We start from the raw sequence: 21,352 nt of genomic DNA, 5'->3' as shown, positions 1-21,352 counted from the left end.
AGGAGAAGGAAGACGGAAAGTCTCGCCATCCGCAGCCGCGTCGAAGAGCAGATGGATGCCGACGATCTCGACCCGGCAACCTATGCCGCCGTTCTGCACGATCTTGCCCGCGTGAACCGGCTGACATTCACCACGCAGCCCACCCTTCGCTATCTCGCGGGCGCAACGATGGGACTTCGCAATTTCCGCCTGCTCGACGTGGGCTTCGGTGCCGGTGACATGCTGCGCGATATCGGCCGTTGGGCGCTCAAGCGCGGGATCGGCGCTGCGCTCGTCGGCGTCGACCTCAACCCGCGCAGCGCTGCGATCGCCCGCGCCGCCGACCGAACCGATCTGGATATCCAGTATCTCACCGGCGACTATCACGATGTGCCCGGACCGTTCGACTTCATCGTCAGCAGCCAGGTCACCCACCACATGACCGACGACCAGCTGCGCGAGTTCATCCGGCACATGGAGCAGCATTCCAAACGCGGCTGGCTGATCAGCGACCTGCATCGCCATCGCTTCTCGCACGCCGGCTTCCCGCTGCTCGCCCGCCTCATGCGCGTCCACCGGATCGTCCGGGAGGACGGCACCCTGTCGATCGCGCGGTCCTTTCGTCCCGCGGAGTGGCAGTCGATCCTTGCCGATGCTGGCATCTCGGCCGACCAGGTCAGCATCGTGCGGCGCTTCCCGTTCCGGCTGTGCGTCGAACATGTGCGGTGACGGCAGGATGCAGGGCGTGCATCCGGGCGGGGCGCCGGCATGGTCCTGATCCTGCCGCGCCGGCCCATCGGCGTCGCCGCGGTCGCCGATCATTATGACGAACTCGACCCTATCTACCGGGCGCTGTGGGGCGAGCATGTCCATCATGGGCTGTGGCGATCCGGACGGGAGACGGCAACCGCCGCCGTCGAGGCCCTGAGCGACGCCGTGGCCGATCGCCTCGCCTGCAGGCCGGGCGAGCATGTCGTCGACATAGGTTGCGGCTATGGGGCAACCGCGCGGCGGCTGGCCGGACGAGGTTTGCATGTAACCGGCTTCACCCTGTCCGCTGAGCAGGCCGCGCACGCCCCACCGATGCCCAACGTCACGCTCCATTGCCGCGATTGGCTGAACAATGGCCTGACATCCGCCAGCTTCGATGGGGCCTATGCGATCGAAAGCACCGAGCATATGGCGGACAAGGCGACCTTCTTCAGCGAAGCCCGCCGGGTCCTTCGGCCGGGAGGCCGGCTGGTCGTCTGCGCGTGGCTTTCCGCCGAGGCCCCCAAGCGCTGGCATGTCCGGCACCTGCTGGAGCCGATCTGCCTGGAGGGGCGGCTGCCGTCGATGGGCAGCCGATCGCACTATCTCGATCTCGCCGCACAGGCCGGCTTCGCCTGCGAGCAGCACCAGGATCTCAGCGCGCAGGTGGCCCGGACCTGGACGATATGCCTGCGGCGCCTGCTCCGCGCGATGATGACCGATCCGGACACCCGCAGCCGCGTGCTGCGGGCGCGGAATCGGCTTTTCGCGCTGAGCCTGCCGCGCCTCATCCTGGCCTATCGCACGGGTGCGATGCGCTATGGCATGTTCACGTTCGTCGCGTAGCAGGTGGCCCTGCTCGCCTGGAGATCGGGATCGTGCAGGCGGAGCAAATCGTGGAGCGTCATCTGGCTGATCCCGGCATTCGGTCCGGCGCACGAACACATCGCCATCACGCCGGCGCGCTCGCTCTCACCCGGCCTGCATCCCTGCCATCCGAAAGATACCGCCGGAGCAGGAGTATCGCGGCACCGGCATGAACAAGGCCCCCTGGTACCCACATGATGAGACCGGCAAGCGCCTGGTCCTCGGTAGGCGAGAGACCGAATGGCATCATACTCATGGCGGCGTAGGCCGAGTACCAGGGGCTCGCCGAAAGCGCCATGAGCGCGCCGAGCGCCGCGCCGATCACCGACGTCGCGAACAGGCAGAGGGCGGCCAGGGCGCGATTGGGCGTGCGCAGCATTGCCCACCAGAATAGCAGCGCGGTAATGAGGAACGATAGGTGCTGTGCCACATGCCAGCCGGGATGACCGAGCGCGCGGTTGAATAATGGCGGTGCGTGCCACGCCCACAGCGCGGCGGCCTGGAGCGCGGTCGCGAGCCCGGGGCTGGCAAGGCGCCGCACGAATCGCCCTGGCGACGCCAGTACCGCCCGCATGGGTCTGGAAAATGCCCACAGCATCACGCCCCATGGCCGCGACAGCGGCAGCAGCAGCGCAGCGACCAGCATGATCAGTTCATGCTCGATCATATGCAGGGTAAAGCTGCGCTCACCGGCCTCGTGTAGCGGCGAGATCAGGGCCAGAGCCAGAACGAGCCACCCTGCCCCGAATGTCGCGGCACTCCTCCAAAGGCTTCGGCGCGCGCGCAGGCGCGTGAAGCCGATCAGATACACAGCGAGCGCCAGCGCCAGCGGCCCGATCACGCCCGGATCCAACGTCCAGCCCGGCGGGCCGGCTGCAACGGCATGGGCACCACCATGGGCATGGGCCGCCGAGGCCGTGAACGACAATAGCAGCAGAGCTGTCAGGCGTGACATTGCGGGAGAATGAAAGAGGATGCGGTCTGAAAGATGATCGCAAGGAGGAAGATCACGGCGGCAAGTTCGCCGGTGCCTGCCACGAAGCGGCGGCTGCCGGCATGGGGCTGGGAGAGGTCGCCTTCCGCGCGCCGCCAGATCGGCCAGGAGAGCGCAGCGCCGAGGAGCAGGATCGCGGCGCYAGCCAGGCCGAAGACGCAGGCGAGAAGCGTCGCATGGCGGCAGTCGAGCTGGACGAAGTCCGATCCCAGTTGCTGCGACATAAACCAGCCCGCAATGCCGCCGATCCAGGCCGACCAGGGTCTCAGCCCGCTCATCCGTGCAGCCTCGGCACCCAGTAGATCATGCCGTAGACGAGCACCCAGCTCGCGGCGATGAAATGCCAGTATAGCGCGTTCTCGCTGGCATCGACGAAGCGACGGCCCTTAAGGCCATGGCGCGTGTGCATGAGCGCCGTCAGCACCAGCGTATCCACCCAGTCGGTGATCAGATGGACTGTGTGCAGAAACAGCAGCGCCCAGGTGATCGAGCCATAGGCGTTGCGATCCCACCCGATATTGAGGTGATCGAACTCCAATGCCCGCGTGGCGAAGATCGGCAGGACGACCAGGCTCATCACGACAAGCCCGATCCTGACTCTGGCGATGTCCTCCATTTCCGCGGCGCGTTTCACCCAGATGTTGGGCAGTTCCGATAGCAGCAGCAGGACCAGCGTCACCGTTCCCCACAGCAGGTCCGGCGGCAAGGCGCTGGCAGGCCATTGCCGTTCCTGCGCCATAAGGAAGAAATAGGCGGCGAAGGCGAGCGCAAAACCCGTTCCCTCGATCGCCATGAAACCACCGGTCCCCCACCAGGTCGTGCTGCGATGGCCGAAGGCATGATCGGGCAGAGCCGATGCGTCACCGGTGAAGCGCGGCTCACTCATCGCCCTGCTCCGGCAACGGCTCCAGCGGATCATGCGGCCAGAACCAGAAGATCAGCGGCACGGCCATCAACAGGGTGCCCCAGATCACCGCCCAGGGATTGAAGATCGAGCCCAGGAACATGATCGTGGTGGCGATTGCCGCGAAGAAGGGCCAGCCATTGGGCGGCGGGCTGGCTTCACGCAGATCGGGAACGGCATCGATGCCCGTGGTCAAGAGCAACTCGCGCTTGTCAACCTGAAGACCGGGAATGACCTGGCGATCTTCATCCCACAGGGGGGTGCGGCTCTCGACGCGTGGAATGTGGGCGAAATTATAATTGGGCGGCGGCGAGCTTGGCAGCCATTCAAGGCTCGAAGCATCCCAAGGGTTGGGGCCGGCAGCCCTGCCCTTGCGATAGCTGATGGCAATATTGCCGATGAACAGCAGCACCGAAGCGGCAAACAAGAAGGCACCGACGGTCGAGATCAGGTTGAGCGTCGACCAGCCGGCGCTGGCGGGATAGGTGTAGACGCGACGAGGCATGCCGAGCAGCCCGGTGAGGTGCATCGGGAAGAATGTCAGGTGAAAGCCTATGAAGGACAGCAGGACGTTCCACTTCCCCAGCGGCTCTGCCATCATGCGGCCGGTGAACTTGGGGAACCAGTAGGTGACGGCACCGAGCAGCGGGAACACCGAGCCCCCGATCAGCACATAATGGAAATGGGCGACCACGAAATAGGTGTCGTGGAGCTGGAGGTCGAGCGGAACGCTCGCGACCATGACGCCGGTGAGCCCGCCCATCACGAAGGTGATGATGAACGCCACGACCCACAGCAGCGGCGTTTCCCATCGCGGCCGGCCGCTCCAGATCGATGCGATCCAGCAGAATATCTGCACGCCGCCGGGGAGCGCGATCATCATGCTGGCGGCGGTGTAGAAACTATAGCCGACCCTCGGCAGGCCGGTCGCGAACATGTGGTGGACCCACAGGCCAAAGGCGAGCAGCCCGATCGAGACCACCGCCAGCACCATCAGCGGATAGCCGAACAGCTCGCGGCGGGTGAAGGTCTCGGTCATCTGGCTGACGAAACCGACCGCCGGAATGAAGATGATATACACCTCCGGATGCCCGAAGAACCAGAACAGATGCTGCCATAGCAGTGCGTCGCCGCCCTCGGTGGGATTATAGAACTGCGTGCCGATCAGCCGGTCGGAAATCAGGAAGGACGAGGCCAGCATGACCGCCGGCATTGCGAAGACGATCATGAAGCTGGTCACCAGGATCGACCATGCGAACAAAGGCATGCGGTTGAGCGACATGCCGGGCGCGCGCTGCTTGAGGATGGTCGTGATCAATTCCACCGCGCCGGCCAGGGCGGCCACCTCGGTGAAGGTGATGAGCTGCGCCCACACGTCGGTGCGCTTGCCCGGGCTATATTCGGGGCCCGAGAGCGGCACATAGGAAAACCAGCCCGCTTCCGGCCCGATATTGAGCACGAAGGCGATCCACAGGAAGATGCCGCCGAACAGATATATCCAGTAGCTGAAGGCATTGAGCCGCGGAAAGGCGATTTGACGCGTGCCCATCATCAGCGGGATCAGGTAGACGGCCATCGCCTCCATCACCGGCACGGCGAACAGGAACATCATCGTCGTGCCGTGCATCGAGAAGAGCTGATCGTAGCGATCGGCGCTGATCAGGCCGCTGTCGGGCGTGGCGAGTTGCAGACGCATGAGCAGAGCCAGGATGCCGCCGAGCCCCAGGAAGACGAAAGCTGTGATGATATAGCGTCGGCCGACGCGCTTGTGATCGACGGTCGTGATCCAGCCCCACAGGCCGGGGACGTCGGACCAGGTCTTCTCGAGCGCCTGGTGCAGGGCATCGCCGGTGAACTCCGGCCCGTCGACGCGGCTCATCGCAGCGTCTCCAGATAGGCCGAGGTCGCGTGCAGTTCGTCGGTGTCGAGCGGCACGCGCGGCATGTGGCTGCCGGGCTTGATCGCCTGCGGTTCGTCGATCCAGCGTTCCAGCCACGAACGGACGTTGGGAAGCTCGCCCGCTGCCAGCGTCGCGCGGCTGGCGATCCGGGTCAGATCGGGGCCCACCGTCCCGAAGGCGGGCGTGCCGGTGATTGCATGGCATCCCGCACAATGACGCCCGGTGACGATGGCGTAGCCGCGCTTCTGCTCATCGGTGACGGGTACAGGCGCGGGCTGAAGCGAGCGACCGTACCAGGTTGCGAATCGGGCCGGCGTCTCGACCAGGATGTCGAGCGCCATATGGGCATGCTGGAGACCGCAGAATTCGGCGCACTGCGCTCGGAAATGGCCGGTCTGTCGCGGCAGCAGCGCCAGGTCGGTGGTGCGGCCGGGGATCAGGTCCTGCTTGCCGGCAAGGTTGGGAATCCAGAGACTGTGGATCACATCGTCGGAGGTCAGCTCGATCTCGACGGGTCGGCCGGCCGGCAGATGCAGTTCGTTGGCGGTGATGACGGTCTTGGAGGGATTGTCGTCCTGATATTCCACTTCCCACCACCATTGCTGCGCGGTCATCTTGATCCGCAGCGGCTTTTGCCCGGCGCCGGCGAAGGCGAGACTGCGATCCGCGAAATAGCTCCCCAAGGTCAGCACGGAGAGCCCGATCGTGATGAGCGCCGCCCAGCCGGCGACGCCGACGCGCAGCTTCTGCTCGCGATCATCGTCGCGATCCCTGCGCCAGATCGCCCATCCCAGGAACAGCAGCACGAGAAAGAAGAAGAAACCGGTGATGCCAAGAAACACATCGAAGAGCTGATAGATGATCGCGGCATGGTCACCGGCCGGATCGAGCGCGGACTGGTTCACGCTCACCGCGCTCCCGCATCTTCGCTGCTGTCGTAGAGCGGCTTGCTCTTCTCCAGGGCCAGCGACTTGGTGTTGGCCAACGTGTCGGAACGGCTCGGCGGAACATCCTTGGGCACCTGTCCGGCCATCGAGCGGACATAGGCCGCGATCTGCCACATCTGCTGCTCGGTCAGCAGCCGCCGGAAGCTCGGCATGCCATTGGGCCGCCCCTGGATCAGGGTGGCGACGATCTGCGGGCTCGACGAACCGTAGATCCATTCGTCGTCGATCAGCGGCGGCCCGATACCGCCGCCGCCATGGGCATGGCACTCGACGCAGTTGAACTCGGTGTAGAGGCGCTGGCCTTCGCTGACATGGAAAGCGTTGGTTTCGAAGCGGGTGATCCGCGGGTCCGGCGCGTCCGGCGCCGCTCCGCCCGCAACCACGGTGGTCGTCGTCGCCAGCCGCATCTGGCTGAACGGCACCGGCGGGTGGGTCTCGCGCGTCTCCCGGTGGCAAGCCGCCAGCAGCGCGAGGAGCAGCAACGCGGGAAAACGCATGACCCCTTTCCTTATTGGCCGGTGGTGAAACTTTGCTGCGAGCCGAAAGTTTCATGAGCGAACTTATTGATTTCAGGGAAATAATATATGTTAGCAAGGGGGCTGGCGATCATCGGTCTGATGCTGGCGGCGGGGTGCCATCGCGGCACCTCCTCCGGCCGCGCCGATGCGCCGCAACCCACGTCGGAGACGGCCCGCCAGGCCCTCTCCGCCGGCCGCGCCGTCGCCCCCGCGTCCGCCTCTCCCGAGGATGACGGGATGTGGACGATGCCGAGCAAGGATTATGCGAACACCCGTTTCAGCGGGCTGACCCAGATCACCAAGGCCAATGTCGGCCAGCTCCAGATCGCGCTGACCTTCACCTCAGGCACTACGCAGGGGCAGGAATCGGCGCCGATCGTCGTCGGCGACACTCTCTATCTGGTGACGCCTTATCCCAATATCCTCTACGCGATCGACCTCAACAAGGCGGTCGACCCGACGTTGCCGGGCGGTGTCGCCAAATGGCAGGTGAGGTCGATGGCGGCGGCGGCCTCGCAAGGCGAGGCCTGTTGCGACGGCGTCAATCGCGGGCCGACCTATGCCGACGGCACCGTCTATTTCAACACGCTGGATTCGTACACGGTCGCCGTCGACGCGAAGACCGGCAAGCTCAAATGGAAGACCCCCGTATGGGATTACACCAAGGGCGAGACGATGACGATGGCGCCGTTCGTCGTCGGCAACAAGGTCATCGTCGGCAATTCAGGCGCGGAGTTCGGCGCGCGCGGCGGCGTTGCGGCGCTCAACGCGAGCGACGGTTCGATCGCGTGGCGGGCTTATGCGACCGGTCCGGACAGGGACGTGTTGATCGACCCCGCTGTCTTCAAGCCATTCTACGCGCAATATCGCGGCAAGGATCTGGGCCGGACGAGTTGGCCGGGCGAGGCCTGGAAGATCGGCGGCGGCGGCACCTGGGGCTGGATCAGCTACGATCCCGACCAGAATCTGATCTTCCACGGCACGTCCAACCCGTCGCCCTGGAACCATGCGGTGCGCCCCGGCGACAATCTGTGGACCGACGCCGTGTTCGCCCGTGATCCGCAGACCGGAAAGGCGCATTGGGCGTATCAGTACACCCCGCACGACCTGTGGGATCATTCGGGCGTGAACGAGAATATCGTCCTCGACCTGCCGTGGCGCGGGCAGACGCGGAAGGTCATCATCCGGCCCGAGCGCAACGGCTATATCTATGTGCTCGACAGGACGACCGGCGAAGTCCTCGCCGCCGATCAATATGTGCCCAACACGGTCTCGAACGGCGTCGACCTCAAGACCGGCCGCCTCCGCCACAAGCCCGAGATGATTCCGCAGCCGGGCAAGGTGGTGCGCAATGTGTGCCCCAATGCGCCCGGCGCGAAGGACTGGAGCCCGAGCGCGTTCAGCAAGGTCACCGGCTGGCTCTATGTGCCGCACAACAATCTCTGCATGGACTGGCTGCTGGGAAAGCCGAATTATATCCGGGGCACCCCCTATATCGGCGTTACCCCCCGCTTCTTCCCCGGCCCCGGCGGCAACGCCGGCGAATTCATGGCCTGGGATCCCGTCAACCGCCGCAAGATCTGGACGATCAAGGAGCGCTGGCCGGTCTGGAGCGGCGCCGCGGTGACCGCGTCGGGCATCGTCTTCTATGGAAATCTCGAGGGCTGGTTCAAGGCGGTCGACGCCGACACCGGCAAGCTGCTGTGGCAATATCAGACCGGCTCCGGGATCATCGGCCAGCCGACCGTGTTCCGCGGCCCCGACGGCCGGGAATATGTCGCGATCATCTCCGGCATCGGCGGCTGGGTCGGCTCGATGGTCGCGCACAACCTCGACCCGCGCGATCCCACCGCCGCGAAGGGCTGGGGCAATATGACCGCGGACCTGAAGAAGATCACGACCAAGGGTGCGGGAACGCTGTTCGTGTTCGCGATACCGCCGGCGGGCCGGCTGGCTCGGCAATAGTCCTTGCCGTCAGATCAGGATTCTCGCCAGGCCCCAGACGATGAGCACCAGGCCGGCACCTCTTGAAACCGGCAGGCTGCCCGGCAGGAGCTTCTCGGCTGTGACTAGGGCTGTCAGCGCGGCGATCCACAGGAAGTTCATGACGCCCCCGACGAACAGCAGCGCCATCAGAAGCCAACAACATCCTATGCAATAGCCGCCGTGCATCAGGCCAAGCCGCAACGCGCCGCCGACTCCCGGTCGCCAGTGTCGTGACAGAAATGCGGCAGGGGACCGGCAATTGCTGAGGCAGGCGTTCTTCATCGGCAGAAGCTGATAGAGGCCGGCCGCGATCAGGGTCGCTCCCGCCAGGGATGCGTGGCTGGACCGCATCGTCGCGCCGTTCAGCAGTCCTGCCCGTATCGCCCACATCTGCAACAGCGCGGCGAGCGCGGACATGCCCAGCCAGGCGAGCAGATAGCCTGACAGGAACACAGCCGAGCCGGCGATTGTGGACTGACCGCCTCGATCCCGCCGGACGCGGCCATAAAGCAGGATCACGGGGGCAGCGGAGGGCAGCATCATCGCCGCCATCATCACCCACCACATGGCAAGGGTGAGCAGAAGCGACGGCGGAGGCGAGCGCGGCATGCCAGCCATGCCAGCCATGCCGCCTTCGTCCATCGGCATAACGGCGCCCGTCATGGTCCAGAGCCAGGCCAGTCCCGCGAGCAGGGCAATCGCGCCGAGGATGATCGTCCGTTCCTTCCGGACCATCCGTTCCGTCAGCGCGGACCGGTCAGCTGCGGACAACGCCATGGCTGTCGAGATGGATATGGGCGAACTGGCCGTAGCTGTCGCGAAGGTCCAGGGTCATCGGCCCGGTTACCCTGCTCGAGGCGCTGCCGATGTCCGCGACCGCATATTCGAACCCTTGAGGCAGGACGATCTGGGCACGGGTCTCGGCCCCGCTGACCTTGTTGCGGATCGGCTCGCCTGTCATCTCGACATAGCCCTCGATGACCATGCGGCCCCGTCGGCCATCGATGTCGAGGTCAAGGTCGATATCGGTGAACACCGGCGGATGCATCGTTTCGATGGTCGAGCTATAGACTGCGAACATCGTCGCGAACGGGTCGGTATCCTGGCCGGTCATGATCCTGAGCAGGGCGTCGCGCTGCTCGTCACTCGCGCGGTCTTCCAGGAAGGCGAGCGCCTCGCCGTGCCCTTCGTGGATCGGCCCGGGCCATTTGAAGATCGCCGCGATCCGAAGTCCGTCAAGACGCGTCTCGCGATAGTGCCCCTCATCGATCTGGATGCCGGCCACCGCGTAGCAATGGCCCTTGTCGGGGAGACCATCGAATTGACAGTTGCAGCCATAATCGCACGAGCAATTGACGAGCTCTCGACCCTTGAACTCCCATATGGCCATGGATGCCTCCCGTAAAGGTTGGACTCGATCTATTTAGCACAGAACAGCGCATATCTGAAGGACCAGCAGAGGTTTCCGGGGCGCTTTCGACCTACGAATATTACGCGCCCCGCATTTTGTTCGGAGCCCGATCGGTTCGAGCGCGTTATGAGTGCAAATGTGAGGAAGTTGCGTGCGAAAAAACCTTGTTGCGTTGCTGCTGTCGATTTCAGTGATCGCCTTGTCGAGTTGTCATGGCCTGCCTAGCGATGGCGAGGCGAGCGGGGCCGAAGCGCCGGCGGCCTGGACACGGGACAGCGCAAGCCAGCTGAAAAAGGCGATCGAAAACCGTGCCGCGCACGGCCTGGACCGGATCTCGTTCGGGATCGACGCCGATCCGGGCAGCGTGGAGGACGACGCCCGGCTTACCCAGGCCGCATTGGCGTTCGCCGGAGCGCTCGCGCGCGGCGTGACCGACCCCGAAAAACTCTATGCGCTTTACACCGTGCCTCGGCCGAACCCCGATCTGAAGCGCGGCCTGGCAATCGCCCTCGCCTCCGGCAAGCTCGAGCAATGGTTCGAGAGCCTCGCGCCCCAGGACCCCAATTACCGCAAGCTTTCGCAGCAATATCTGGCCCTGCGCGAGAGCGACGGGAGCGGAACGCCGAAAATCCCTCCGCCTCCGGAGCCGATAAGAGCTGGCGCGCGCGATCCGCGCGTCCCGGCCATCGCGCGGCAGCTGATCGAGTATGACTATCTCGCCCCGCAAGCGTTGCCCGACCGTTATACCCCGGCGATGGTCGCCGGCGTGAAGAAGATGCAGGCGGACTATGGGATCAAGGCCGACGGCGTGATCGGCAGCGATGTGGTCGCGATCCTCAACCTCTCAGACGAGGAGCGTGCGCGCGCCATCGCCGTCAACATGGAGCGCCTGCGCTGGCTGGAGCGCAGCCCGCCGCCCACCCGGATAGATGTGAACCTCGCCGCGGCGCGGCTGAGCTATTGGCGTGATGGCAAGATCGTCGATATCCGCCGGGTCGTCGTCGGCCGGCCCGACCGGTCGACGCCGCAGCTTCAATCGCCCATCTACCGGCTGGTCGCCAACCCCACATGGACGGTGCCTCGGTCGATCCAGGAGAAGGAGATCGCCGCGAAGGGCCCAGCCTATCTCACCGCCAACAACATGTTCTGGAAGGACGGTTGGATCGTTCAGGGCTCCGGCCCGAAGAATTCGCTTGGGCTGGTCAAGTTCGACATGAAGAACGAGCATGCGATCTATCTGCACGACACGCCCGCGAAGCCGCTGTTCAAGCTGCCCCAGCGCCAGAGAAGCCATGGCTGCGTCAGGGTCGAGGATGCCGTCGGATTCGCCGACATGCTGGCCCGCGACAACGGCATCCTGGAGCAGTGGCAAAAGGCCCGCGCGGGCAACGAGGAGGCTTATGTGCCGCTTCCGAAGCAGCTTCCCGTCCGGATGCTCTATCAGACGGTGCTGTTCGATGAGACAGGCGATCCGGTTCTCAGGGCCGACCCCTATGAGTGGAATGACCGTATTGCCGCCAGGCTCGGCTTCTCGCCGCGTGCGACATATCATCTGAAGTCCGGGGAAGATGATCTCGGGCCGTGATTGCAACGCCGCCAACCGGGCGCATGATCGCCTTGGCAGTTGCACTGACGATCGGAAGCCAACAGAAGGGGAAGGATGAGCGCCGACCAATCCGCGAATCCCACGCCCAATCGCCGCATCGCGCTGCTGATCGATGCCGACAATGTCTCGCACGCGAAGATCGCTACGATTCTCGCGGAATTGTCGAAATATGGCACGGCGAATATCCGTCGGGCTTATGGTGACTGGGGCAGCGCGGGGCTGAAGGGCTGGAGAGACAAGCTTCACGCCTTTGCCATCCGGCCCATCCAGCAGTTCAGCTACTCGGCCGGCAAGAACGCCACCGATATCGCGCTCGTCATCGATGCCATGGAGCTCCTCTACACGCAGGATCTCGATGCCTTCTGCATCGCCTCGAGCGATGCCGATTTCACGCCCCTGGTGATGCAGCTCAAGGCCAATGGGCACGATGTCTATGGCTTTGGCGAGCGCAAGACGCCCGACCCTTTCGTGAACGCCTGTACCACTTTTCTCTATCTCGACAGCCTTGCCGATGCCGAGGCGCCAGCGCCGCCCGCGGCCCCCCCGCGCTCCCCGACCGAGACGCCCAAAGCCAAGGTGACGGAAGAGGCCCAGCCCGCGCGAGCCCCGGACCCGAAGCGATCGCTCGCGCAGGATGCGGCGCTGGTCATAGCGCTTCGCGGCGGCGTCGAGGCGGCGGAACGCGAGGACGGTTGGGCATTGCTGTCCACCGCCGGCAGTGCCGCCAAGCGGCAGGCGCCGATCGACCCGCGCAACTACGGCGTCAAGAATTTCCCCGCCCTGTTCGAAGCGACAGGGCTGTTCGACATCGTCAAGGGCGAGAACGGCCAGACCTACGTCGCCGACAAGCGCAACAAGGACCGCACGCCGCGACCGAGCATTTAGGCAGGGGTACAGAGGCTCGTACACGGCGGGATCGCAAGCGCCCCCGATAGACCGGGAGCCTCGCGGCAAACGGCCAGGCCAGAAGTTTTTCCGAAAACAGTGAACCGAAACACCTGTCTCGGGCACTCACTGCCACGCTGGAGCGATTTTCCAGTCGGATGGAATCCATCTGACGGCTCGGAAATCGCGGTAAAACAACAGTCTGGAGCGGCCGACCCGGCGCAACCGGATCGACAACCGCTCCAGCTTGCGCGGCCCGAAAAGGCCGAACGCGCCGAGGAGGGTCTCCATGACTCCCTATTATAACCAAGGATCCTTCAACAATTCGTACAGCGGCATGTCTTCCGGCGCATCAGCCTACGGCTATGGCTATGGCGGCTACGGCAGCCAGATATATGGCACGCCGGGAGACGACACGCTGACCGGCGGCACCGGTGACGATCTCCTCGATGGCGGCAATGGCCATGATGTTCTCCTGGGTGGCGGCGGCAATGACCGCCTGAACGGCGGCGATGGCAATGACCACCTCTTCGGCCAATCGCCCATGGGCGGAGCCGATGGCGCCGACAGCCTGAACGGTGGCGACGGAAGCGACTATCTCCAGGGCAATGCCGGCAACGACATGCTCGACGGTGGTCTCGGATCGGATCGCATGAACGGCGGCGCCGACGACGATGCGATGACCGGCTATGTCGGCAACGACACGATGAACGGCAACCGCGGCAATGACATGGTCGATGGCGGCGACGGCAATGACTCGCTGCGCGGCGGCCAGGGCAATGACACGCTGAGCGGCGGCGCGGGCAGCGACATCCTGTCCGGCGACCTCGGCCAGGACAGCCTTGCCGGCGGCGGCGACGGCGACGTCTTCCTCTTCTCCGGCCAGGCCTCGCCGATCGCCACCCCCGACAGGATCGCCGATTTCGATCCGGCGGCCGATCGTCTCGCGCTCGGCTTCGCGCCGGCGGCCCTGTTGACGGGCGCATCCCAGGCCGATCTTGCCGCAGCCAGCGGCTTTGCCCAGTCGCTGCTGGACGGCCACGCCGGCGACCAGGAGGTGGCCGCGCTGGCGGTAGGCGCGGACACCTACCTGTTCTACTCGAGCACCGGCGGCGCGACGGCCGATTCCGCTGTGTTGCTGGCCGGGGTGAACGCGGGCGCCGTCGTGGCGGGAGATTTCATCTGAAGAAAGGGGGCGACGCCGGGTCGGAAAAGCTGGTTCATCCCGAAGGTAAGCGCCTCGCGGCGCGGTAGGCGGGCGTCGCATCGGCCCGCCCCGCCCGACACGAGTTGCAGATCGCACGCTCCGAATCCGATCGCCAAGCGCGACCTCGGAAGGCTGATGCCCAATTTACCAGCTTTCGGGATTCCGGAGAATTTCGGCGGATCTTGGTGGGGTTCCGGTACGTTACAAAACCGGAAATGTCACGTAATCACTCGATTTTGCAGGGTTAATTTTGGCATATCGTGCATGCCGCCCCGATATGCCCCCACGCCGGGCCTGTTGAGCGAGCGCACAACAATAATGGTAGCGGACAGGGAATCAATCCTTCGCGACGACTGTATCATATAGTCCGTAATGGGTCAGCCCTTCATGGCTTTCGATCCCGGTGTAGCGGAGGGAGGCGTCCTCATAGCGGCGGAACGCGAAAACGGCTTCGTTCATCCTCTCTGTGTTAAACACCTTCAAGCGCACCAAAAGATGGAAGTCCGCCACCGTCAAGCCAGTGACCGAAAGAAACAGGTCCGGTTCCAGCTTGGTGATAACATCCTGTAGCGTATTTTCGCGAAAATCCGTCAGATACATGAAGGCAGGGATGCGCGTAGCGAATTTTATCAACTTCTCTTGAACGAGTTTACGCTTGGATTTATACTCCTTTTCCTCGTCGGTCAGCTCTTTCTTTTCCTGCGGTGATAGCTCGCCCTCTTTGGCCTTGTTCTTTAGGTTTTTAACCGTCTCACTCTTATTGATGATGGTTTCGATCACGTTGTCGCCCAGCGCCCGCCAGCCCTCGATGCGCTCGACGGCAGCCATCGCCTGGGGATTGTCCAGAACGCGGCGCAGCGTGTCGTTGTCTACGTTGACCAGCATCGCGGATTCCCATTTCCGCGCCAGCAGCGTTGCCGAGGTTCCGGCCATCGCGATGTCAAGGATGCCGCCGGCGTCGATCTGGGTCATGTTCGCGCCGTCATAGGCCAGCACGGGCAGGAAAGAGACAAGCTCCCGCACCGCATTTTCCGGGTTCGCCTCACCCGGCGAAAGGCCGATGCCATATTCCGACAATTGCCGGAGAGCGCGGGTCGGCGCGAAGTCGAACACGAAGCAGACGGGTTTGAGGATTTCTTCCTCGTTCGGATTGTCACCGTTGGGATTCTTAATCGACCAAGGCGACTGCACCCGGAACGCGGCTTGAAAATATGTTTCTGGCGATTTGAGGTTGCGGAGCATCAAGATCGACGACCATTGCGCCACCGTCACCCCGGTTGTCAGCTTGCCGCACGACAAGGTGATGGTCTTGGTGTCAAAGCCGCTGCCGATTGCCTGCCGAACGGGCGGCAAGGCATCCAGGCCGATCCCTGCCGATGCGCCCGCCGCCATGATCACCGTGTAGTCGTGCCAGAACACGTTGTGCTTTTCTGCCAGCAGGTTCGCCATGGCGCGACAGGCTGCGACATTGGGTAGGAACCAGAACGAATGTTGCAGATAGGGTAGTAGCCGCACGTCCGAATAGGGGAACGGCGGGCGGCTGCCGGTTTTCAGGCTCTCAACCGCCTGCGGCGCATAGCTGCCCCGGATTATGTCTAGCCATTTCTGCACGTCGGTCTTGTGCTTGAACGCCGCCGCATCGCCGGTGCCCGCGGCGGCGAAAAAAGCGTTCAAGTCGAACTCGTCAAACTCTCCGGCGCTGGCGATCGCCAGCAGCTCGTCGGGCATCTGATAGGTCAGCAGCCGCATTTGTGGCAGCGCGCCGTAGGGATTGCGCATGCCCGGACTCTTGGCGGCAAACTCGGCCTTGGCGCGCTGCTCGTCCGTATAGGTCCAATTAAATATCTGCTCCTCGATGAACTCGCCGGTAGCGAGTGCCTTGAACGGGGTGCCCGAGAGATAGAGATAGGCCCGCGTGGTGATGGGCAGGAACTCGGCTTCGCTCTCCGAAAGCACGCCCAAATCTTCGTTCACCTCCTCAAGATCGACGGTATATTCGAGGCTCGTTTCCCGCTTGGCGACCGCCGCGTCCTCGCCCTCGAAAAGCTCCTTCGCCGTCTCGCGCCACGCGCCGAAATGGTATTCGTCGAACACGACCAGATCCCAGTTGATCGTGTGGAGCCATTCGTTCCTGGCTTTGATGTTGCCTGCCCTGTCGCGCCCCAGCATGTCTTGGAACGAGCCGAAATAGACCACCGGCTTATTGCCGTCGGCTTGACTGGGGTCGCGCCCGGAATTGCGCGAGAGATATTGCCAGCCGTCGAAATCGACATGGGATTCAAGATCGGTCTGCCAGGCATCCTCGACAGCGGGCTTGAAGGTCAGCACCAGCACCCGCTTCGCCCCAAGTTTTTTGGCGAGTTGGTAACTGGTGAAGGTTTTGCCGAAACGCATCTTCGCGTTCCAGAGGAAACGTGGGACGGCGTTGGCATCCTGCTGCCAGCGGGAATGATAATAGGCGTAGGTCTGTTCCACCGCCTCCGTCTGTTCCTTACGCGGCGGGAAATCCTCATGGTGCGTGCCGGTGAATTGCTGGCCGCTCCGCAATTCGGCCAATACGGTTTTCACATCGGCGACCGTGCATTGCATCCATTCGAGCTGCGGATTTGCGAAGCCCTTGCGTTTCAGCGCATCGCGCACAGCATGATCGGTGATGATGCTGCCATCATCCCGTTCGGCACTCTCGTCGAGTTCAACGGTGTAGTTGGCAATCGCTGCCGTTTTGAGCTGTTCAGCGATGCGACGTTTCACATCACGAGTGGTCTGGCCGATTTTGAGCAGGCCGTCATGCGCTTCGTCGGCTATCGTATAGGCATAGATGCGCGGGCGCGCTTCCGGTTTCGACGCGAGGATTTCCTCGATGGCTGGTTTATTCATCGAAGAGTTGGGCGTCGTCGTGCTCGGCCACCTGTGCTTCTACGAACGCAATCTCAGCCTCGGTCAATCCATACCGTTCATAGAGCTTTGCGTCCGTCCACTTCTGGTCCAATGGCAAATCAGGGATGAAACCGTAGACGCTTCTGGGGGCATCTTGGGTAAACTTACGAAGGGAAACAAGGAACCGGGCAAAGCGCGTTCGTAGGTAAGCGGCATAATTGCTCGCGGTAATCTCGGTGTCAAAGAGTCCGGCAACGATATAGCTTTCAGTGCAGGCTGTGCCAGGACCGGCTATGATCGGCTTGCTCAGAAATTTCGTTTCCACTGCGGCGCTAGTTCCCTGTACTCGACTCATGAGAACCTTCCATTTGTCAATCCATTGGCTATTAGATGGCACTTCTGCTCTATCCACCCAGCTAATTTTTTGGGAGCCGTAAAGCTTTATAGGATCTTTCAGTCCACTTGGCGTCGCCTGACCATGGAAGAAGGTACGAAGACCAAATGGTTTTTGGCTTGAAGCACGAGCATCAAGTGTACGCTCACCTCTAGATTTGACCTTTTCGAGTATCGGTACCGCTTCGTTGCGCCGGACGAGAATGTCATATGCATCAAGGTGACGCGAGACCGCCGGGCCGGTTGGCTGGCCGTCCCAAATCGTTTGCACGTCGCATGGACCCTCGTAGTCATGATCCCACAGGAAATACGAAACACCGCCGCGGATTTTGACACCGGGAAACGCCTCATACAATTTGGGAAAATCCACAACCTTGAGCAGATGCTTATCGGTCAGCATCCGTTCACGGAAGGTGTCGAGGTTTTTGCCGCCCGTCATCCACCGTGACGGAGTAACGAACACAGCATATTTCGGCTCAAGCGCCAGCGCCTGTTCGACAAACAAATGATAGATCGGCGCGGCGCTGGTGCCGAAGCCGCCATCGTCAAGCTGGTACGGCGGATTGCCGATAATGACGTCGAATTGCATGTTATCTCCGAATAGTTCGGCCGTGCGGGATTTGATGTCGTTTGTGTGGATGAATGCATAAGCGTGGCTTTCAGCCCCATCGCCACGGTCAAAGGCCTCTCTACTGGCCCCGCAAAATTCGCACTTGCCGCCGACCCACAGATGCTCGGTTCGCCCGAACCATATGTTTCCGTCATCGCTGACAAAACCTTTTGCCACCGAATGCTCGCCGGTCGCGTGCTTGGAGCAATAGAGGCTGCGCCGTGCCAACAGGCTTGTAAGCTGGGTGATACCGATGCCGAACACCTGCCGAGTAAGGATATGATCGACGCGCGCTTGCAGGTCCGGGATTCCCGCTTCCAGTCCCTTTATCAACCGTCCCGAGATCTCACGCAAAAACACACCCGATTTGGTGCAGGGGTCGAGGAAGCGAACCGAACTATCGGCCCAGATATTCGCGCCCTCATTGCGTGCGGCCCACGCCTCGGCCAATGTATCGAGCATCCGGTTGGCAAACTCCGGCGGCGTGAACACCTCGTCGTTGGACAGATTCGCGATACAGGTTAGAACATCGGGATTACGCCCCCGCAGCTTGAACCCCACCTGTTCGTTCATACGGCTCCCCCCGTTTCGCCGCCGTTGGCAAACCCCGCCAAATCGCTCACCGTCATCGGTGGATATGATGAGGTGGGCGTAAAAATTTCGTGCTTGCCGAGTCCGGCAAACAGCGAGCCTTCCGCGCTGAAACTCGCCATGCCGGTCAGCACATCGAGCCGGAAATCCCGGCGTTGGAACTTGCCCTTGCCCAGATAGCCCCATTCCACCACGCTGATCGGTGCGCCGTCCGTGTCGCGCATCGTCATCGCATCGCCATGCACGAGATTGAGCGACAGCACATAAAAGGCGGCGCGATATAGCTCATCTGCCTCGGTCAGACCGAGATAGTCGGCAAACACCTCAAGCATATTCGCCCGGCACTCCGCGATGTTATCGGGCAGCAGCTCGATCCCATAGGCGCACATCACCGCGAGCAGGGCATAGTGCCGCTTCTCGAAATCGGACTTGCCGAATTTCAGCTCCACGGCGGCGAGCTTGCGTTGCAGGATCGGCACGAGGAAATTGCCGCTGCCGCAAGCGGGTTCGAGAAAGCGCGCGTCGAGCCGCTCCGTCTCGCCCTTTACGAGATCAAGCATTCTTTCAACGAGCCACGGTGGCGTGAACACCTCCCCATGGTCCGCAACCCGCTTTCTAGATTTGATCAAGGTCATGTGGACGCATGCAGTAAAACGCGCCAGCGACGCTGTCTATAAACCTTGGGTTTCCAATCATCTCGCCCTTAAGCCTTCCAAGGCCGCCAGGAGGTGGCCATCGCCGTTTGCGCCCTGCCTTCGCCGACGGCATGCGCGCGGATCAATTCCCCCTGACGATGTACGGGCACAGTCCTGTAACTGGCAAAGGTCGTCAGTACATCGGCATCGCCCAAGTTCCGCGACCATGCTTTCATTTCTTCGGCGTCAGATCCAGCGTCATCGCGTGGCGTACAAGCATGTCGCGGAAGCTGTGCGGGTTGGAATAGGGCAGGCCTCCGCGCTCTTGGACCATGCATACTCCCACTTTTCATTGACATGTAGGACTTCGATCGCTGCAAATAGCCCTATTTCACACGCGGCACGCTCGCGCTGTGAACGCTCATTCTCATGACTGAATATAACACCCGTTGCCCGTTCGGTTGCCGCATGGTTTCTCCCTGCGCGGGGCCGGTCGGCGGGAAAAACTAAAAAAACGAACGAACAACCCCATACACCCGGAATAACTGCGAATCATTCGCATCTAGCAAGGCAATCGCAGTGCCGGTTTACCGACGCCTCCCCCTCGCTTCCCACTCTGGAAAACGGCGGGCAAGCGCCTCGGAACGATGCGCCATCATATCGCGATCAGGTAAATGGTGCCGCTTACAGGACTCGAACCTGTGACCCCCGCATTACGAATGCGATGCTCTACCAACTGAGCTAAAGCGGCTAACCGGAGGGCGGCCATTAACAGCGGTTGCCGGCTTGTTCAAGCGCTCGGTCGCGGTGGCGTCGAAACGAATTTTGTCGCCTTTACCAATCCTCAACCCGCGGCGGGGCATGGTCGCGGCCTATCGCGCCTTTCCGATCAGGCGCGCCGCTGTGCCAGGGGCCCGAACATGGAAGATTATCGCTCGTTCAATGCAGAGGACCTGGCGGAGTGGGATTTTCCCGCAGCCGACGAGCCCTGCATGGACATGCCGCCGATGATCGGCACCGACGAGCGGCGCATGCATGTGCGCGCCTATGAAATGTGGCTCTCGCTGCTCGACGGCCGCGACTATCCCGCGATCGGCGATCTCGATCTAGAGGTGCTCGACGAGTTCGGCCCCTATTCGGTGCTGCTCGATTTCTCGGTCGACCGGGTCAACCCGGCGATCGCCTATCTCGGCCGGGCGCTGCGCGAGGAAGGCGGGCTGGCGGCGGAGATCGAATCGGTCGCGGACGTGCCGGACCGCTCGGTGCTGTCGCGGCTGACCGGCCATTATAACGAGATCCTCGACAATCGCGCGCCGGTCGGCTTCGAGGCGGAGTTCATCAGCCAGCGCGGCCAGCCGATGCTGTATCGCGGCATCCTGATGCCCTATTCGTCGAACGGCGCGGTGATCGATCTCATCCATGGCGTGATCAACTGGAAGGAAGCCGCGGAACAGGCGCTGGCCCCCGATATCGTCGAGGCGGTGACCACCGCCTTTGCCGGGCCCGCGCGCCCGCTCGCCGAACTGGCCGCCCCCAGCGAGCGCGCCGCCCTGGCGGAGGCCGGCGAACTTCCGGCGCTGGCCGATCTGGTCGACGATGCGCGCGCCCTGGCGGGCGAGGCGCGCGACAGCGAAGGCCGCACCCGCCACGCGCTCTACCGCGCCCTCTCCTTCGCCTATGACGTAGCCTTGGCGGCCGAGATCGACCCGGACGGCCTGGCGCCGCTGCTGGCCGGCGCGGGCATCGTGCCGCAGGCGCGCGCGCCGATGACGCCGATCGTCAAGCTGGTGTTCGGCCGCGATTATGACCGCAAGCGACTCACCGAGTTCGCCGCGGTGCTCACCCACGCCCGCCGGCTGTGCCTTGCCGCCGGCCGGGTCGAGCAATGGCTGGCGAGCCTCGCCGGCGGGATCAAGGGCGTCGTCGCCGCCGAGCGCGGCGAGCGCCGCCCGGCGCTGAAGGTCGACCGGGTCCAGTCCGCGCGGATGATGGTGGGCAGCGCCCTGCCGCGGGCGATCGTCGATCTCGGCGACGTCGAGGGCGATATCATGCTGCTCGTCGCCCGGCGCGAAGCCGACGGGAAGGTGGCGATCGTTTCGCGCCCGATCGTCGATCGCAGCGCGGTGGACAAGGCGCTGCAGCGCTTCATCGCCTGACAAAATTGCGCGAACGCCCCTGCCCCGGTCAGGAAATGACCGACGCGGGCGGTTCCCCGTACATCCATTGCAAATGTCGCCCCGACGGAGTCGGCTCCTTGTGGCCGTCATGCCGCGGGTCCATATCGGGCCGTTA

General features: G+C 63.1%; 19 protein-coding genes and 1 tRNA gene. 7 read left to right on the top strand and 13 right to left on the bottom strand.

The window, feature by feature from the left end; genetic code table 11:
• The first annotated feature begins 51 nt into the window (after nucleotides 1-51).
• Nucleotides 52-708, top strand: a complete 657-nt coding sequence (locus AC1DPF_RS03040; protein ID WP_477959641.1) for a methyltransferase domain-containing protein — start codon at nucleotides 52-54, stop codon at nucleotides 706-708.
• A 39-nt stretch (nucleotides 709-747) separates the two neighbouring features.
• Nucleotides 748-1,575: an SAM-dependent methyltransferase gene (locus AC1DPF_RS03035; protein ID WP_477871832.1), complete on the top strand. Its 828-nt coding sequence runs from the start codon at nucleotides 748-750 to the stop codon at nucleotides 1,573-1,575.
• Between the two features lie 106 nt (nucleotides 1,576-1,681).
• Here AC1DPF_RS03035 and AC1DPF_RS03030 read toward each other — a convergent pair whose 3' ends face one another.
• Genes AC1DPF_RS03030 through AC1DPF_RS03005 form a run of 6 tightly spaced genes read right to left on the bottom strand, consistent with a single transcriptional unit; the run spans nucleotide 1,682 to nucleotide 6,838 of the window.
• Nucleotides 1,682-2,551 (bottom strand): cytochrome c oxidase assembly protein, encoded by an 870-nt coding sequence (locus tag AC1DPF_RS03030; RefSeq protein ID WP_477959639.1) that lies wholly within the window; start codon nucleotides 2,549-2,551, stop codon nucleotides 1,682-1,684.
• Nucleotides 2,539-2,868 (bottom strand): hypothetical protein, encoded by a 330-nt coding sequence (locus tag AC1DPF_RS03025; RefSeq protein ID WP_477959637.1) that lies wholly within the window; start codon nucleotides 2,866-2,868, stop codon nucleotides 2,539-2,541. Before AC1DPF_RS03025 ends, AC1DPF_RS03030 begins: the two co-directional genes overlap by 13 nt.
• Nucleotides 2,865-3,476, bottom strand: coding sequence for a cytochrome c oxidase subunit 3 family protein (locus tag AC1DPF_RS03020; RefSeq protein ID WP_477871838.1), 612 nt, complete (start codon nucleotides 3,474-3,476; stop codon nucleotides 2,865-2,867). The genes AC1DPF_RS03025 and AC1DPF_RS03020 overlap by 4 nt, the downstream gene beginning before the upstream one ends.
• The gene (ctaD, locus tag AC1DPF_RS03015) at nucleotides 3,469-5,373 is read right to left on the bottom strand and encodes a cytochrome c oxidase subunit I (RefSeq protein WP_477959635.1); all 1,905 of its coding nucleotides are present in this window, start codon (nucleotides 5,371-5,373) and stop codon (nucleotides 3,469-3,471) included. The genes AC1DPF_RS03020 and ctaD overlap by 8 nt, the downstream gene beginning before the upstream one ends.
• Nucleotides 5,370-6,299 carry a cytochrome c oxidase subunit II gene (locus AC1DPF_RS03010; protein ID WP_477959633.1) on the bottom strand — a complete coding sequence of 310 codons (930 nt, stop codon included), beginning with the start codon at nucleotides 6,297-6,299 and terminating at the stop codon, nucleotides 5,370-5,372. The genes ctaD and AC1DPF_RS03010 overlap by 4 nt, the downstream gene beginning before the upstream one ends.
• A gap of 2 nt (nucleotides 6,300-6,301) precedes the next feature.
• Nucleotides 6,302-6,838 (bottom strand): c-type cytochrome, encoded by a 537-nt coding sequence (locus tag AC1DPF_RS03005; protein ID WP_477871844.1) that lies wholly within the window; start codon nucleotides 6,836-6,838, stop codon nucleotides 6,302-6,304.
• Nucleotides 6,839-6,925: 87 nt separating this feature from the next.
• Between AC1DPF_RS03005 and AC1DPF_RS03000 the strand changes: the two genes are divergently transcribed.
• A complete protein-coding gene (locus AC1DPF_RS03000) occupies nucleotides 6,926-8,824 on the top strand; it encodes a PQQ-dependent dehydrogenase, methanol/ethanol family (protein ID WP_477959631.1) in 1,899 nt (632 codons plus the stop codon).
• A gap of 9 nt (nucleotides 8,825-8,833) precedes the next feature.
• On the opposite strand, the gene AC1DPF_RS02995 is transcribed toward AC1DPF_RS03000, so the two are convergent.
• Nucleotides 8,834-9,622 carry a DUF2182 domain-containing protein gene (locus AC1DPF_RS02995; protein ID WP_477959629.1) on the bottom strand — a complete coding sequence of 263 codons (789 nt, stop codon included), beginning with the start codon at nucleotides 9,620-9,622 and terminating at the stop codon, nucleotides 8,834-8,836.
• Nucleotides 9,603-10,235 (bottom strand): DUF1326 domain-containing protein, encoded by a 633-nt coding sequence (locus tag AC1DPF_RS02990; protein ID WP_477959627.1) that lies wholly within the window; start codon nucleotides 10,233-10,235, stop codon nucleotides 9,603-9,605. Before AC1DPF_RS02990 ends, AC1DPF_RS02995 begins: the two co-directional genes overlap by 20 nt.
• A gap of 172 nt (nucleotides 10,236-10,407) precedes the next feature.
• Between AC1DPF_RS02990 and AC1DPF_RS02985 the strand changes: the two genes are divergently transcribed.
• Together AC1DPF_RS02985 and AC1DPF_RS02980 are read left to right on the top strand one after the other, a co-directional pair.
• Nucleotides 10,408-11,841: a L,D-transpeptidase family protein gene (locus tag AC1DPF_RS02985; protein ID WP_477959625.1), complete on the top strand. Its 1,434-nt coding sequence runs from the start codon at nucleotides 10,408-10,410 to the stop codon at nucleotides 11,839-11,841.
• Nucleotides 11,842-11,916: 75 nt separating this feature from the next.
• Nucleotides 11,917-12,747, top strand: coding sequence for an NYN domain-containing protein (locus AC1DPF_RS02980; RefSeq protein ID WP_477959624.1), 831 nt, complete (start codon nucleotides 11,917-11,919; stop codon nucleotides 12,745-12,747).
• Nucleotides 12,748-12,873: 126 nt separating this feature from the next.
• On the opposite strand, the gene AC1DPF_RS02975 is transcribed toward AC1DPF_RS02980, so the two are convergent.
• A complete protein-coding gene (locus AC1DPF_RS02975; protein WP_477959622.1) occupies nucleotides 12,874-13,038 on the bottom strand; it encodes a hypothetical protein in 165 nt (54 codons plus the stop codon).
• On the opposite strand from AC1DPF_RS02975, the gene AC1DPF_RS02970 reads away from it, so the two are divergent.
• Nucleotides 13,037-13,933: a calcium-binding protein gene (locus AC1DPF_RS02970; RefSeq protein WP_477959620.1), complete on the top strand. Its 897-nt coding sequence runs from the start codon at nucleotides 13,037-13,039 to the stop codon at nucleotides 13,931-13,933. The genes AC1DPF_RS02975 and AC1DPF_RS02970 overlap by 2 nt on opposite strands.
• Nucleotides 13,934-14,290: 357 nt before the next feature.
• On the opposite strand, the gene AC1DPF_RS02965 is transcribed toward AC1DPF_RS02970, so the two are convergent.
• The 4 genes from AC1DPF_RS02965 to AC1DPF_RS02950 form a co-directional block, all read right to left on the bottom strand.
• On the bottom strand, nucleotides 14,291-16,831 hold the full coding sequence (locus AC1DPF_RS02965) for a GIY-YIG nuclease family protein (RefSeq protein WP_477959618.1): 2,541 nt from the start codon (nucleotides 16,829-16,831) through the stop codon (nucleotides 14,291-14,293).
• Complete coding sequence (locus AC1DPF_RS02960) at nucleotides 16,824-18,407, bottom strand: Eco57I restriction-modification methylase domain-containing protein (RefSeq protein ID WP_477959616.1); 1,584 nt, start codon at nucleotides 18,405-18,407, stop codon at nucleotides 16,824-16,826. The genes AC1DPF_RS02965 and AC1DPF_RS02960 overlap by 8 nt, the downstream gene beginning before the upstream one ends.
• Entirely contained in the window at nucleotides 18,404-18,904 is a 501-nt protein-coding gene (locus tag AC1DPF_RS02955) for an SAM-dependent DNA methyltransferase (RefSeq protein WP_477959614.1), read from the bottom strand. Before AC1DPF_RS02955 ends, AC1DPF_RS02960 begins: the two co-directional genes overlap by 4 nt.
• Before the next feature lie 831 nt (nucleotides 18,905-19,735).
• A tRNA-Thr gene (locus AC1DPF_RS02950) sits at nucleotides 19,736-19,811 on the bottom strand.
• Between the two features lie 169 nt (nucleotides 19,812-19,980).
• On the opposite strand from AC1DPF_RS02950, the gene AC1DPF_RS02945 reads away from it, so the two are divergent.
• A complete protein-coding gene (locus AC1DPF_RS02945; protein WP_477959613.1) occupies nucleotides 19,981-21,216 on the top strand; it encodes a PAS domain-containing protein in 1,236 nt (411 codons plus the stop codon).
• The last annotated feature ends 136 nt before the right edge of the window (nucleotides 21,217-21,352 follow it).

It is taken from the genome of Rhizorhabdus sp. P4_G6, from assembly GCF_056401045.1.
The sequence above is the reverse complement of the archived record's forward strand: the minus strand, read 5'-3'. Positions and strand labels throughout refer to the sequence as shown.

Excerpts from the sequence above, each read along its gene's own strand:
- AC1DPF_RS03040 (WP_477959641.1), top strand. The coding sequence starts at position 52 with ATGGATGCCGACGATCTCGACCCGGCAACCTATGCCGCCGTTCTGCAC.
- AC1DPF_RS03035 (WP_477871832.1), top strand. The coding sequence starts at position 748 with ATGGTCCTGATCCTGCCGCGCCGGCCCATCGGCGTCGCCGCGGTCGCC.
- AC1DPF_RS03030 (WP_477959639.1), bottom strand. The coding sequence starts at position 2,551 with ATGTCACGCCTGACAGCTCTGCTGCTATTGTCGTTCACGGCCTCGGCG.
- AC1DPF_RS03020 (WP_477871838.1), bottom strand. The coding sequence starts at position 3,476 with ATGAGTGAGCCGCGCTTCACCGGTGACGCATCGGCTCTGCCCGATCAT.
- ctaD (WP_477959635.1), bottom strand. The coding sequence starts at position 5,373 with ATGAGCCGCGTCGACGGGCCGGAGTTCACCGGCGATGCCCTGCACCAG.
- AC1DPF_RS03005 (WP_477871844.1), bottom strand. The coding sequence starts at position 6,838 with ATGCGTTTTCCCGCGTTGCTGCTCCTCGCGCTGCTGGCGGCTTGCCAC.
- AC1DPF_RS03000 (WP_477959631.1), top strand. The coding sequence starts at position 6,926 with ATGTTAGCAAGGGGGCTGGCGATCATCGGTCTGATGCTGGCGGCGGGG.
- AC1DPF_RS02995 (WP_477959629.1), bottom strand. The coding sequence starts at position 9,622 with ATGGCGTTGTCCGCAGCTGACCGGTCCGCGCTGACGGAACGGATGGTC.
- AC1DPF_RS02990 (WP_477959627.1), bottom strand. The coding sequence starts at position 10,235 with ATGGCCATATGGGAGTTCAAGGGTCGAGAGCTCGTCAATTGCTCGTGC.
- AC1DPF_RS02980 (WP_477959624.1), top strand. The coding sequence starts at position 11,917 with ATGAGCGCCGACCAATCCGCGAATCCCACGCCCAATCGCCGCATCGCG.
- AC1DPF_RS02970 (WP_477959620.1), top strand. The coding sequence starts at position 13,037 with ATGACTCCCTATTATAACCAAGGATCCTTCAACAATTCGTACAGCGGC.
- AC1DPF_RS02975 (WP_477959622.1), bottom strand. The coding sequence starts at position 13,038 with ATGGAGACCCTCCTCGGCGCGTTCGGCCTTTTCGGGCCGCGCAAGCTG.
- AC1DPF_RS02965 (WP_477959618.1), bottom strand. The coding sequence starts at position 16,831 with ATGAATAAACCAGCCATCGAGGAAATCCTCGCGTCGAAACCGGAAGCG.
- AC1DPF_RS02960 (WP_477959616.1), bottom strand. The coding sequence starts at position 18,407 with ATGAACGAACAGGTGGGGTTCAAGCTGCGGGGGCGTAATCCCGATGTT.
- AC1DPF_RS02945 (WP_477959613.1), top strand. The coding sequence starts at position 19,981 with ATGGAAGATTATCGCTCGTTCAATGCAGAGGACCTGGCGGAGTGGGAT.